This window comes from Pectobacterium aroidearum (assembly GCF_041228105.1).
GTDB classification, from domain to species: domain Bacteria; phylum Pseudomonadota; class Gammaproteobacteria; order Enterobacterales; family Enterobacteriaceae; genus Pectobacterium; species Pectobacterium aroidearum.
Genome location: NZ_CP166097.1, coordinates 148,193 through 161,311, shown reverse-complemented (window position 1 = coordinate 161,311; position 13,119 = coordinate 148,193). Strand labels below are relative to the sequence as shown.

The following is a 13,119-nucleotide window of genomic DNA, read 5'->3' as shown; positions in this document are numbered from 1 at the left end:
GCGGTACGTCATTTTGTGAATCAATGAGCAGGAGTCTACGCATCTTGCTGCAAACATGCGTCAGAGGATGTAAAACTACGTAAAGTCATGGAATAGCGCTAATCTATGTCGTATTTTGCCCTTGGAGGTAGAGAAAACATGAATAAAATTCTGCTGGTTGATGACGATAGAGAGCTGACATCTTTATTGAAAGAGTTGCTCGAAATGGAAGGTTTTAACGTCGTTGTCGCCTACGACGGCGAGCAGGCGTTACAGGTATTAGATAACACCATTGACCTGTTATTACTGGATGTGATGATGCCGAAGAAAAACGGTATCGATACATTAAAAGAACTACGACAGCAGCATCAAACGCCGGTCATCATGTTGACTGCCCGCGGCAGTGAATTAGACCGCGTTCTTGGTCTGGAACTGGGTGCGGATGACTATCTGCCGAAGCCCTTTAACGACAGAGAACTGGTGGCGCGTATTCGCGCGATTCTCCGCCGTTCCAATTGGACCGATCAACAGCAAGCGGGCGATAACAGCGCGCCGACGCTGGAAGTCGACGGCCTGCGTCTGAACCCCGGACGTCAGGAAGCCAGCTTTGACGATATCGTACTGGATTTGACGGGCACAGAATTCACGCTGCTCTATCTGCTGGCACAGCGGCTGGGACAGGTGGTTTCACGCGAACATTTAAGCCAGGAAGTGCTGGGGAAACGACTGACGCCGTTTGACCGTGCGATCGATATGCACATCTCGAACCTGCGTCGTAAACTGCCAGAACGCAAGGATGGCTTGCCCTGGTTTAAAACGCTGCGTGGACGAGGCTATTTGATGGTATCGGCTGCATGATCAATAGTTTGACCGCCCGTATTTTTGCCATTTTTTGGTTAACGCTGGCGCTGGTACTCATGCTGGTTCTGATGGTGCCCAAGCTGGACTCGCGCCAGCTTACCGCCCTGCTGGAAAACGAGCAGCGGCAGGGCATCATGCTGGAACAGCATATTGAAGCAGACCTTGCCAACACGCCTGCCAACGATCTGCGCTGGTGGCTACGGCTGTTCTGGGTGTTGGAGAAGTGGGCTCCGCCGGGACAGCGCCTTTTTCTGGTCACCAGTGAAGGCCGTATCTTCGGCGTAGAGAAGCATGAAACCCCAATTGTGCGTAATTTTATCGGGCTGTCGGATAACGCCGATCACCCGCAAAAGAAAAATTACGGCCGCATTGAGCTTCTCGGCCCTTTTGCGATCCGCGATGGTGATGACAACTATCAGCTCTACCTCATTCGTCCTGCCAGCAGCCCGCAGTCAGATTTCATCAGCCTGCTGTTTGACCGCCCTCTACTGCTGTTGATCTTCACCATGCTGATCAGTTCACCGCTGTTGCTGTGGCTCGCCTGGAGTTTGGCGAAACCCGCACGTAAGCTCAAACACGCCGCCGACGAAGTAGCCAAAGGCAACTTACGCCAGCACCCTGAGCTGGAGTCCGGCCCGCAGGAATTTCAGGCGACGGGCGTCAGCTTTAACCAGATGGTCAGCGCGCTGGAACGGATGGTCACCGCACAGCAGCGCCTGCTGTCGGATATCTCTCATGAGTTGCGTACGCCGTTGACGCGCTTGCAGTTGGCGACGGCGCTGCTGCGTCGGCGTCAGGGGGAAGGCAATGAGCTGAACCGCATCGAGACGGAAACCCAACGGCTCGACAGCATGATTAACGATCTGCTAGTACTCTCACGCAATCAGCACAAGAACGAACTGACCCGCGAGTTCCTGCGTGCCGATGAGCTGTGGGGCAATGTGCTGGACGATGCCGCCTTTGAAGCCGAGCAGATGGGGAAAACATTGGAAGTTCCTTATCCACCGGGGCCGTGGACGCTCTTTGGCAACCCTGCCTCGCTCGACAGTGCGCTGGAGAATATCGTGCGCAACGCGCTACGTTATTCCCACAACCACATCGAAGTGGCCTTCTCAGTGGATAATCAGGGCATCACCATCAAAGTGGATGATGACGGCCCCGGCGTGAGCCCGGAAGATCGCGAACAGATTTTCCGCCCCTTCTACCGTACCGATGAAGCGCGCGATCGCGAATCCGGCGGCAGCGGTTTAGGCCTCGCGATTGTGGAAACCGCCATTACGCAGCACAAGGGCTGGGTCAAAGCAGAAGACAGCCCGCTGGGCGGGTTGCGTTTAATCATCTGGCTACCGCTGCATCAACGGTAAATCGGACAGGTTCTTCCCCACCGCCGACGTTCCCGCGACAACTCACATTCAGGTGCCCGATAGGGCACCTGTCATGTTCTGTTTACCTTCTCAAAGTTACACTGGATTGCGTTTTTTACGCGATTGCGTAGAGTGATCGCCACTCATGCCGAAAACAGGCAAGACCCGTGTTAAATGAAGGATACCAACCATGAAAGGAGTAACGCTGCTGGCTGGCGTACTGACCGCGTTAATGAGCAGTCAGGCATTCAGTTCCAGCGATGGAGTGTGCGGCTTTTCCGACTCAGAATGTGGCATGTCCGCCCTGCCTTACCTGCAACCGGGTAATGACACGCGTACGAATCTGATGTTACTGCAAAGCCGTCTCCACGGAATTTCGCTTCCGTTACCCCATCCTTTACCCGATCAAGCGCGTTCACGTATCGACCCTTTCACGGCCTACCGAGTCATGGGGATCGCGGCGACGGAAACACCTCAGACGTCAGAGTCAGGAGAGGACGTCACGGCTGATGCACCTTACCTCTCGACGCTCAACAAAGCGAAGCAACTGCACCTTCCTTTGTCCGTTCAGAGCACTATCTCCACGTTTTCGCCTGATGATAACGAAGGACGGCATATTTCCAATGCGCTCTCCACGTTGGAGGCGTTCTTCGACGTCCTGTTGGCGGATAAACAGCTCACAGAGGAACAGCGCACGCTGCTGGCACATCAGCGGGTGAATCTCCTCAATCCGTTGTATACCAAAGACGCGCTGAACGAAGGTCTCGCAAGCCTGCCGGACGAAGGGCATGCCGGCGCACTTATGCAATATTTGTTCGCGGTTCTGGCGTTCTATCAGGGTCACTTTGATGAGGCGGAAAGCGGTTTTCAGGCGTTGGTATCATCACCACAGCCCTGGGTGGCCGAAACTTCACGCTATATGCTGATTCGCGTGGCAATCAATAAAGCCATGGAAAACGCGCTTGATGAATACAACATGTTCGACGCCAGTAAAGCCGATAAGACCGCTGCTCAGTTGGCCGTTCAGCATATTGATGACTACCTGAAACAGTATCCCGAGGGGCAATACGTCGATTCCGCTAACGGACTGTATCGCCGCGCATACTGGATCATGAATGATACGAATGCCCTGGCGAAAACGTACCAACACGAACTGGACGGCACCACCGACGTCGAAGACCTCCTTGAATTGAACGATGAGATCGACAATAAGCTGCTGGAAAATCGGCAATTCACCAGTGCGCCGGGCAGCGCACCGTTGACGATGGTGCAAGATCTCAAGCGCTTGCGTTCGGATGAAGGCTGGCTAGCCTTACCCGCCTTATCCACCGAAGAACTGGCCGCGCAGAAACCGTTGTTTGAGCAAGACAACATGCAGGACGCGTTCAGCTACCTTCAAGCCGCCCAGCTGTTTTATGGTCAAAAAGATTACGCCGCTGTGGTTAACAGCGTTCCCGCTACGCAGGAAAACGATCTGACCGATACCGTGCGTTTTAGTCTGCAAGTATTACGCGGTCGGGCGCTGGTACGTCTGGAGCGCTGGGATGAGGCAGAAGCGCACTGGCGCCAGCTGTTAACACGCAAGATGGGGTACACGCAAAATCAGTTCCTGCAATTGGCTCTGGCAGAAACGCTGGTCAAGGCAGGCCATCCCGAGCGAATTTTTACCGCCGATAGCCCGGTGAAAAACCTGCGTTTCCGTTCCGCCGTGCTAAAGATTAGCGCCAACGCCGATTTACTCCGTCAGCAAACGGGCGCGCAGCAGAGCCATGAGGAGCGGGCCATTGCGCTGCATACGCTGTTAACCAAATCGCTGACCCACGGTGATTACGCCAGCTATCTCAAGGATGTTCAGTTGCGAAAAGACATCGCCCCACTGGTCAGCAGCGAAAATCAAAGCTGGAATCAGGAAGATCTGACGGCCTTTGACTGGGATGGCAGCGACACCGAAGAAGACTATCAATGTCCGGCGCTGAATGACGTGGTCACAACACTGAACCAACGGCCGAATGACGCGCGTGCGATTAACTGCCTCGGCGAGTTCTTCCTGCGCACCAATAACAGCGTGGGCTTCGACTGGGGTGAAGGCAGCATGTTGAGCGGGCTCACCAACGCGCCAACACAATTCGTCGGCACCGAATATAACCGTCTGGATGGTTATATGAAGGTGATTGCCGATCCGAAAGCGCCACCGGAAGACAAAACCTATGCCCTGTATCGCGCGGTCTACTGCTATGCGCCGAGCGGCTATAACGACTGTGGTCCACAGGAAATCAGCAAGGCAACCCGCAAAGCCTGGTTTACTCAACTGAAAACCAAATACAAAGGCAGCGTGTGGGCAGACAAGCTCGATTATTACTGGTAACGCCGTCAATCGTGCTGGCCTGCATACTCTCATTCTGTACGCAGGCCACTTCCGTTAACGCAGCACCTTCAACCGTCAACGCGGCGAACACCACCGTCGATGCGACACGCTATCAGAATTTCTGGCTGTGGGCAGCGGTAAAGCCGCAGCCCATCCTGCATCAGGCCCAGACGTTGTACCTGCATCAGGGAGAAGTGGCTCGCCGTCAGGGCAAGGTCGTGTTTTTGCGCCAAGGGATCCCACCGAGCCAGCTGCGTGTTAACCGCGTCTGGCTGGCTTTCCGCATGACCACGCTGGAACTTTCCGATCGCCATCTGAACCGGATGCTAAAGCTACGGGAAAAATGGCAGCGCCACGGTAATCAGGTTGTCGGGATTCAGATCGACTTTGACGCGAAAAGCTATCAGTTGGCTGGCTATGTCGCGTTTTTGACACAGCTGCGTGAGCGTTTACCCGAGGATTGTCAACTCAGCATTACCGGGCTGCTCGACTGGTCAAAAACCGGGGATGTGTCGGCGTTGAACCGCTTACAGGGTAAGCTCGATGAAGTGGTGGTACAGACCTATCAGGGGCGTAACACCATTACCAACTACGCCGAGTACCTACCCGCGCTGATGAAGCTCACTCTGCCTTTTCGGGTAGGGCTGGTACAAAACGGCAAGTGGGAACCGCAGTGGCAGCAGCGCCTTGCCACTTCACCGTATTATCGCGGGGAGGTGGTGTTTCTGGTGAATCCGCCACTGAAAAAATCCGCCACCGGCAGGCTGTAACCAGTCGTGGCTACAGGCAACCGCCGAAGCCGTTTTGCCGCCAGGCTTCATAGCTGATGATCGCTACCGCATTCGACAGGTTCAGGCTGCGATTGTTGGACTGCATAGGGATGCGGATACGGAAATCCGATTCAAAGCCATTGCGAATCTCATCCGGTAACCCCGACGTTTCCGAGCCAAACAGCAAGACATCACCTGACTGGTAGGCTGGCTGGTCATAAGGGCGACTGCCTTTGGTGGTACAGGCGAAGATGCGCTTGCCGGGAACGGCGGCCAGAAAGTCCTGATAATTTTTATGACGGCTGACGTTCGCCAGATCGTGATAATCCAGCCCTGCACGGCGCAGTTTTTTCTCTTCAAAATCAAACCCCAGCGGTTCAATCAAATGAAGCGTACAGCCGTTGTTAGCCGCCAGTCGGATAATATTGCCGGTGTTTGGTGCAATTTGAGGCTCATAGAGCGCGATATGGAACATGAGATAACGTCAACCACGAAGGAAAATTCCGCCGCAGTATAACGCATTCCAACAGGGCAACCCAAAACCTGTGCGTGCAGGATTGCGGATTACTCTGCACGACGTTTTCCTCTACAGCGATTACACTTAAGGAAACACATCAGGCTAATGTACTGATGAAAACACGATGCGGGCATACAGCCTGTGTGGAGGTTTAATGAAACACCCTACGACATTACTGGCCTGTGCTGTGCTGCTCGGCCTGCCGCTTCTGGCAAGCGCCAACACGACACAAGCGCCCACGCCCCAGCAGCAGTTTGAGAGCGGCATCAGCAGCCAGAAACAGTTGCAGCAGAATATGCAGCAGAGCCAGAAAGTGCAGCAACAGCAATTGAATCAGCAGCTCCAGCAGCGCAACCAGCAATTGCAGCAACAGCGCCAACAGCAGCTACAGAAAGATTTAGAGCGGTCGCAGAGAACCACGCCGCCACCGCCAATTAAACAGAACCCCTGAGGCTGCTGCGGCCTTATAACCGCACACCCATCAGCGTCAGAATCAACGGCGTGGTTAATGCCGCCATCGCCGTTGATAGCAGCAGGCTTGATGCCACTGGGCCACCCAGCACACCAAACTGGCGCGACATCAGATAGACGTTGACGCCCACCGCCATCGACCCCAGCAGCACAACTGCACGCGTTTCCATTTCCGGCAGGCCAAGTGCAATCGCAATCCCCCAGATCACCAGCGGCTGTACCAGCAGCTTGATCGTGCAAATCGCCGTACTGATCTGCCAACCGTCACGCACGCGGTATTCCGCCAGCCCCATCCCCAACGCCACCAGCGACAGCGGTGCGGCAATCTGCCCCAGCATGGAAAGCGGCTGATCGATATATGACGGCAGCGGCAAGCCGGTCAGGCTGAACGCCGTACCGGACAGAATGCCGATAATCAGCGGGTTCTTCAGCACACCCAGCGCGGTTTTGGTAAAGCCTTGCAGCGACAACGCCCCGTTACGCGCCCATTCCACCGACACCGTCACCAACGTCCACAAAATCAGCCCGTTAAACACCACCACCAGCGCGACCGACGGAATCGCTTCTTCACCCAGCATCAGCGTGGCAATCGGCAGCCCCAGCATCACGTTATTGGAAAAGATGCCGCTCAGTGCAAACAGCGAGCCGGAGACGCCATCGAGATGAAAGATCTTGCGCGCCACGATGCGGCCTAAGACAAACACCAGCAGGCAGCCGCCGAAAAAGGCGATCAGCAGCCGAGCGTCCACCACAGGACGTTGGGAGAAATCCGACATCAGGCGGAACAGCATGGCGGGCATGGCGACGGAGAAGACAAAGCGCGTCATGCCGTCGGTCACGGTAGTCGGCCATTTACCGTAGCGAATCAGGCTGTAGCCGAGCGCAATCAGAACAAAGAGGGGTAACGACAGAAAAATCTGGTGCCAAAGCGAAACAATAAATGCGGGCATGAAGCCACTTCCTTATTACCGGCACCAAGTCAGAAAGGGGATCCGTTATTACGGAGATATACCCTAAATAATTCGAGTTGCGTGACAAAACGTTAGCGTTTTGAACAACGCTATGCGTTGACCCTTTAGGGCAAGGCCCATTTATGGCCTTGTCATGCGGCAACTGCGAGAATCCCCAGGAGCTTACTCAGGTAAATGACTGGGGTGAGCAAAGGCAGCCAACGCACAAGCAGCTTGAAGTATGACGGGTATAAGGCAGATCTCAGCCGGTCGCGAAGCTTGCCCCAATTAAATCTATCCGGTCAGTACAGATACAGTCAACGCCCCAATCCAGCAAAGTTTGCGCGCGATCAGGTTGGTTAACGGTATAAACCAGAATGCGTAAACCCGCGGCTTTCAGCGCCGCAACGCGCTCTGCCGTCAGCAGTTTGTGATTCAGGTGGATGGACACGCATCCCAGACGCTGCGTTAGCGTCAGCCAGCCCTCGTCCCATTCATCCAGTAACAGCCCGCGCGGGAGTTCCGGTGCAGCCTGCTGCGCGGCTTCCAGGGCATCGATGGAGAACGATGACAGTAGCGGTGCAACCGGATGATCGGCCCACAGCTGACGCGCCGCCAGCGCAATCACCCGTCCGGTTTCGGTTTCATATCCGGTAGTGGGTTTAATCTCGATATTGGCCGCCATGCCATACTGCACGCAGCGTTTTGCCACTTCCGATAGCAGCGGCAGGCGTTCACCAACAAATTTATGGCCGTACCAGCCGCCGACATCCAGCCCGACCAGCTTGTCCCACGGCAGTTCTCCTGCAATGCCCCAGCCATTGCTGGTGCGCTCAAGCGTGTCGTCGTGCAGGAGGAAAATCTGGCCGTCCTGCGACAGCTTGGCATCAAATTCGATCATCTTGTGACCGAGGCTGGCGCCAACATCAATCGCCGCCAGCGTGTTTTCCGGTGCCAGTGAACCACCGCCGCGATGGGCGACAATGCTCGGGTAAGGCCAGATTGTTTCCATTATTCCATCCGTAATCCGCTTTGCGAATCAAACAGGTGCCAGGATGACGTCGGTAAATGCAGCCAAAGCGTCGAACCAATGGCGGGACAGTGCTCATAAGAGAGCCGCGCGATCACGTTCTGTCCGCCCCACTTACCGTGCGCTAAATTATCCGCGCCCAGCAGTTCGAGTGTGTCGATCTGCAACGGAATACCGTCGGTTTCGCGCGTTGCCAGCTGAATATGCTCCGGTCGTACCCCCAGCGTCAATGCTTTACCGCGCCACTGCGGCTTCGGCTCAGGCAGCGCCAGCGCGATGTCGCCGCCGATTTCAAAGCGGCAGCCGTCATCGCTAATGCGGCCCGACCACAGGTTCATGGCAGGTGAGCCAATAAAACTGGCCACAAATAGCGAGGCCGGGCGGCGATAAATATCAGCCGGCGCGCCAATTTGCTCGGCGATCCCTTTGTTCATGACGATGACGCGCTGCGCCAGTGTCATGGCTTCAACCTGATCGTGCGTGACGTACAGACTGGTAGTTTTCAGGCGCTGGTGCAGTTGCTGCAATTCCAGCCGCATCTGTACGCGCAGTTTGGCATCCAGATTCGACAACGGTTCATCAAATAGGAACACCGCCGGTTCACGTACAATCGCCCGCCCCATCGCCACGCGCTGACGCTGGCCGCCTGATAGCTCACGCGGTTTGCGTTGCAGCAGCGGCATCAGCTCCAGAATGCGCGCAGCGTCTTCAACACGCTCACGAATCTGCGCCTTGCCGAAACCACGGATTTTCAGGCCGTAAGCCATGTTGTCGAACACGTTCATATGGGGATAAAGCGCATAGTTCTGGAACACCATCGCAATACCGCGATCTTTCGGTTCCAGATCGGTGACCCGCTGGTTATCAATATAGATATCGCCGCTGGTGGTGCGTTCGGGGCCTGCCACCATGCGCAGCAGCGTCGATTTACCGCAACCCGATGGACCCACCATCACCACGAATTCGCCGTCAGCGACATCCAGATCGATGGGTTGGATAATCTGTGTTTTGCCATCGTAAGACTTGGTGACGGCCTGAAGTTTTAAACATGCCATAAGCGTTTCCGAAATTCGTCTCGATTTATTTTTCGCTGTCGACCAGACCGCGAACGAACCAGCGCTGCATCAGTAACACCACCAGCAGCGGCGGCAGCATGGTCAGCAGCATAGCGGCCATCACCTGATTCCACTGGGTCGCGCCATCGCCGGAAGCAATCATGCTTTTAATCCCGGCGACCGCAGTCCCCAGATTGGCATCGCTGATAATCAGCAGCGGCCACAGATACTGGTTCCAGCCGTAGATGAACGTGATCACGAACAGCGCCGCCAGATTGGTCTTCGACAGCGGTAAAACCATGTCGAAGAAGAAACGCATCGGGCTGGCGCCGTCGATACGTGCCGCTTCCATCAGCTCATCCGGCAGCGTCATAAAAAACTGGCGAAACAGGAAAGTCGCGGTCGCCGAGGCCATCAGCGGCAGCGTTAAACCGGTGTAACTGTCCATCATGTCCAGCCGAGCGATCACTTCCACCGTCGGGAAAATACGTACTTCCACCGGCAGCATCAGCGTCAGGAAAATCATCCAGAAGAACAAGTTGCGCAGCGGAAAACGGAAATAGACGATGGCGTAAGCGGACAGGATCGATACGGTAATTTTGCCCACCGTAATCGCCAGTGCCATCACAAAGCTGTTGAGCAGCATCAGTCCGAACGGCGTAGTGTTGTTGCCCGCGCCGTGCAGCCAGATATAACGCAGGTTTTCCCACAGGTGTGTACCGGGGATGAGCGTCATCGGCGCCTGAAAGACTTCCTGATTATCCAGCGTGGCGGCCACAAACCCCACGTACAGCGGAAACAAGACGGCAAGGATGCCGACGATCAGCATGACGTGGCTGAAAATATCTAACCCGCGACGATTCTCAATCATTGCTATCGACCTTCATTGATAGTTCACCTTCCGTTCAACAAAACGGAACTGAATAATGGTCAGCCCGATAACCAGCATCATCAGCACCACCGACTGCGCTGCCGAACTGGACAGATCCAGCCCTGCGAAGCCCTCGCGATAAATTTTGTAGATCAGCGTGGTCGTCGACTGCACTGGCCCACCGGCCGTCGCGGCATCGATAATCGGGAAGGTGTCGAAAAAGGCGTACACCAGATTGACCACCAGCAGGAAGAAGCTCACCGGTGAGATCATGGGTAACACCAGATTGAAGAAACGCCGTACGGGCCCAGCGCCATCAATCGCGCCCGCTTCTACCAGTGAACGGGGGATCGATTGCAGCGCCGCGAGAAAGAACAGGAAGTTATAGCTAATCTGCTTCCAGACCGACGCAAGGACGACTAAAAACATCGCCTGACCGCTGTGCTGCGCGTGGTTCCACGTGTAGCCCATCAGCCCGAGAAAATGGGTAATCAGCCCCAGACCGGGGTTAAATAAGAACATCCACAATACGGCAGCGACAGCAGGTGCCACAGCATAGGGCAGGATGATCAACGTCTGGTACAGGCGACTGGCACGGATCACATAGTCCACCAGCGCGGCCAGAAAGAGTGAAATCAGCATGCCAAACCCGGCTACCAGAAAGCTGAATATCAGCGTGGTATAGAACGAATCGAGGTAGTAAGGGTTATTGAACAACTGCCTGAAGTTTTCCATGCCGACAAATTCGCTGGATAACCCAAACGGATCGAGATTCTGCACCGAATACCACAGCGCCTGGCCAGCGGGCCAGATAAAGAAAATCACGGTAATCAGCAGTTGAGGTAACACCAGCACGTAAGGCAACCAACTGCTGCGAAAAACGGGGCGGGATGATGTCATGCGGTAACTCATTGCAAACAGAAAAGAAACAGGCCGATTCCCTTCGGCCCGGTATTGCTCAACAGAAGCGTATTACTTCGTCGATTGCTCAAAGCGACGCAGCAGCGCGTTACCGCGTTCGACTGCGCTATCCAACGCCTGTTGAGGCGTCTTCTTACCTGTCCATACGCTTTCTAATTCTTCATCCACAACGGTACGAATTTGCGGCATGTTGCCCAAACGCAGGCCTTTGGTGAACGGCAACGGTGGCTTGTTCAGCATCTGACGCGTGGCGATATCCGCACCTGGGTTTTTCTCGTAGAAGCCCTGCTTCTGCGTCAGCTCATACGCCGCAGTAGTAATTGGCAGGTAACCGGTTTTCTGGTGCCATTCAGCAGCATTTTCCGGCTCGGCCAGGAACTTCATAAACTCTGCCACGCCTTTGTAGGTCGCGGCATCTTTACCGCCCATCACCCACAGGCTGGCTCCGCCGATAATGGCGTTCTGCGGTGCGCCTTTCGCATCAGCGTCATATGGCATCATGCCAACGCCATAGTTGAACTTGGCGTGTTCCCGGATGTTCGCCAGAGAACCAGAAGAAGCGGTCGTGATGGCGCAGTCGCCGTTGTAGAATTTCTCGGTCGGCTCATCCTTGCGCCCGAAATAGGTGAAGTCACCCTTCTTGTTCATGTCCTGCAACAGCTGAATGTGCTTAACCTGCGTCGGCTTGTTGAATTCCAGTACGGCATCGGTGCCGTCAAAGCCGTTATTCTTGCTCGCAACTGGCAGACCGTGCCAGGCGCTGAAGTTTTCAATCTGAATCCAGCCCTGCCAGCCGCTGGCATAGCCGCACTTCATCCCGGCTGCACGCAGTTTGGCGGTGTAGTCAGCCATTTGCTGCCAGGTTTTCGGCGGTTGCTCAGGATCTAAACCGGCCTTCTTGAAGGCATCTTTGTTGTAGTACAACACCGGAGTAGAGCTGTTAAACGGCTGCGACAGCAGGTGGCCGCTCTTCGCATCGGTGTAATAACCGGAGACAGTCGGCACAAACACCGACTCATCGAAATCAATGCCTGACTCTTTGAAGACTTCATAGACAGGCTTGATGGCTTTACTTGCCATCATGGTCGCCGTACCGACTTCATAGACCTGCAAAATAGCGGGCGCATTCCCGGCGCGGTAGGCGGCAATCCCGGCAGCCAGGTTCTGTTCGTAGTTGCCTTTATAGACCGGCACAATTTTTACATCGCTGTGTGTTTTGTTAAAACGGTCAGCCAGAGAATTCACTTCTTTCCCTAATTCGCCTTCCATGGAGTGCCAGAAAGGAATTTCTGTCGCGGCCTGCGCACTGGCGCTCATCAGCGCTAATGCCACACACGCCGCGGCGGTGCGAATAGCATGTGTTTTACGAATTGTGTTGTTGAACATGCCTGTCTCCTGCAATCAATTAAATGCGCCATCATCACGGCGTTTTTTATGCGAAGGTAAACATGACATGGGCGCATGACAGAAAAATAACTGGAAGATGACGGGAAAGTGACAAGGAAAGGAGAGGCATAAGTAAAAAATTCTCTTAGCCTGCTTGAAATAGATCTTACCGATTCTCACTAAATATGGACGACAACAGGCGTAATAAGTAGAAACCAATACGCCAGATAATACTGACAGGCAACAACGCCAGACAACCATGGGCACTTTTTACTGTCACGTTTTGACACGCTTCAAAGCCAGCTTCATGCGCCAATTTGCCGCAAAGAATAATCTTAAGAAAGCCTCCACCATTCGCGCATGCAAGCCTCACCTTCTGGGCAATGCTTGCACGTCCCCGATAGACAGCCTTCTTTTTCTTCTTGAACACGCACGGCTTTCCCCATCATCTCCAGACGGTGGAGCATAGCGTCGATCAGATGTTGGGACGTATATAGCGCGGCACTGATTTGGCGCGAATCCATACGCCCCTGCAATGCCAACAAATCGCGAACCTGAATCAGTGATGCCATGCTGTTA

At 54.7% G+C, this 13,119-nt stretch carries 13 protein-coding genes; 5 read left to right on the top strand and 8 right to left on the bottom strand.

Annotation, left to right across the window (positions count from 1 at the left end; all coding sequences use genetic code 11):
* The first annotated feature begins 138 nt into the window (after window positions 1-138).
* From cpxR to AB8809_RS00650, 4 genes are all read left to right on the top strand, one after another.
* The gene (gene cpxR, locus AB8809_RS00665) at window positions 139-837 is read left to right on the top strand and encodes an envelope stress response regulator transcription factor CpxR (RefSeq protein ID WP_012772878.1); all 699 of its coding nucleotides are present in this window, start codon (window positions 139-141) and stop codon (window positions 835-837) included.
* The gene (gene cpxA / locus AB8809_RS00660; protein WP_010281575.1) at window positions 834-2,204 is read left to right on the top strand and encodes an envelope stress sensor histidine kinase CpxA; all 1,371 of its coding nucleotides are present in this window, start codon (window positions 834-836) and stop codon (window positions 2,202-2,204) included. Before cpxR ends, cpxA begins: the two co-directional genes overlap by 4 nt.
* 190 nt (window positions 2,205-2,394) lie before the next feature.
* Window positions 2,395-4,569 (top strand): hypothetical protein, encoded by a 2,175-nt coding sequence (locus AB8809_RS00655; RefSeq protein WP_349855586.1) that lies wholly within the window; start codon window positions 2,395-2,397, stop codon window positions 4,567-4,569.
* Window positions 4,539-5,339, top strand: coding sequence for a DUF3142 domain-containing protein (locus AB8809_RS00650; RefSeq protein ID WP_349855585.1), 801 nt, complete (start codon window positions 4,539-4,541; stop codon window positions 5,337-5,339). The genes AB8809_RS00655 and AB8809_RS00650 overlap by 31 nt, the downstream gene beginning before the upstream one ends.
* A gap of 10 nt (window positions 5,340-5,349) precedes the next feature.
* On the opposite strand, the gene AB8809_RS00645 is transcribed toward AB8809_RS00650, so the two are convergent.
* Window positions 5,350-5,814 carry a tRNA (cytidine(34)-2'-O)-methyltransferase gene (locus AB8809_RS00645; protein WP_349855583.1) on the bottom strand — a complete coding sequence of 155 codons (465 nt, stop codon included), beginning with the start codon at window positions 5,812-5,814 and terminating at the stop codon, window positions 5,350-5,352.
* Between the two features lie 196 nt (window positions 5,815-6,010).
* Here AB8809_RS00645 and AB8809_RS00640 point away from each other — a divergent pair, with 196 nt between their 5' ends.
* On the top strand, window positions 6,011-6,307 hold the full coding sequence (locus tag AB8809_RS00640) for a hypothetical protein (protein WP_181830209.1): 297 nt from the start codon (window positions 6,011-6,013) through the stop codon (window positions 6,305-6,307).
* Between the two features lie 13 nt (window positions 6,308-6,320).
* On the opposite strand, the gene AB8809_RS00635 is transcribed toward AB8809_RS00640, so the two are convergent.
* From AB8809_RS00635 to feoC, 7 genes are all read right to left on the bottom strand, one after another.
* A complete protein-coding gene (locus AB8809_RS00635) occupies window positions 6,321-7,277 on the bottom strand; it encodes an AEC family transporter (protein ID WP_205947371.1) in 957 nt (318 codons plus the stop codon).
* A gap of 262 nt (window positions 7,278-7,539) precedes the next feature.
* A complete protein-coding gene (gene ugpQ / locus AB8809_RS00630; protein ID WP_256542691.1) occupies window positions 7,540-8,289 on the bottom strand; it encodes a glycerophosphodiester phosphodiesterase in 750 nt (249 codons plus the stop codon).
* Window positions 8,289-9,362 (bottom strand): sn-glycerol-3-phosphate import ATP-binding protein UgpC, encoded by a 1,074-nt coding sequence (locus AB8809_RS00625; protein WP_349855582.1) that lies wholly within the window; start codon window positions 9,360-9,362, stop codon window positions 8,289-8,291. The genes ugpQ and AB8809_RS00625 overlap by 1 nt, the downstream gene beginning before the upstream one ends.
* Window positions 9,363-9,387: 25 nt before the next feature.
* Window positions 9,388-10,233 (bottom strand): sn-glycerol-3-phosphate ABC transporter permease UgpE, encoded by an 846-nt coding sequence (gene ugpE / locus AB8809_RS00620; RefSeq protein WP_012772870.1) that lies wholly within the window; start codon window positions 10,231-10,233, stop codon window positions 9,388-9,390.
* A 12-nt stretch (window positions 10,234-10,245) separates the two neighbouring features.
* Complete coding sequence (gene ugpA, locus AB8809_RS00615) at window positions 10,246-11,133, bottom strand: sn-glycerol-3-phosphate ABC transporter permease UgpA (RefSeq protein WP_181845690.1); 888 nt, start codon at window positions 11,131-11,133, stop codon at window positions 10,246-10,248.
* Window positions 11,134-11,205: 72 nt separating this feature from the next.
* On the bottom strand, window positions 11,206-12,540 hold the full coding sequence (ugpB, locus tag AB8809_RS00610; RefSeq protein WP_349855580.1) for a sn-glycerol-3-phosphate ABC transporter substrate-binding protein UgpB: 1,335 nt from the start codon (window positions 12,538-12,540) through the stop codon (window positions 11,206-11,208).
* 335 nt (window positions 12,541-12,875) lie between these two features.
* A complete protein-coding gene (gene feoC / locus AB8809_RS00605; protein WP_349855579.1) occupies window positions 12,876-13,112 on the bottom strand; it encodes a [Fe-S]-dependent transcriptional repressor FeoC in 237 nt (78 codons plus the stop codon).
* Between the last annotated feature and the right edge of the window lie 7 nt (window positions 13,113-13,119).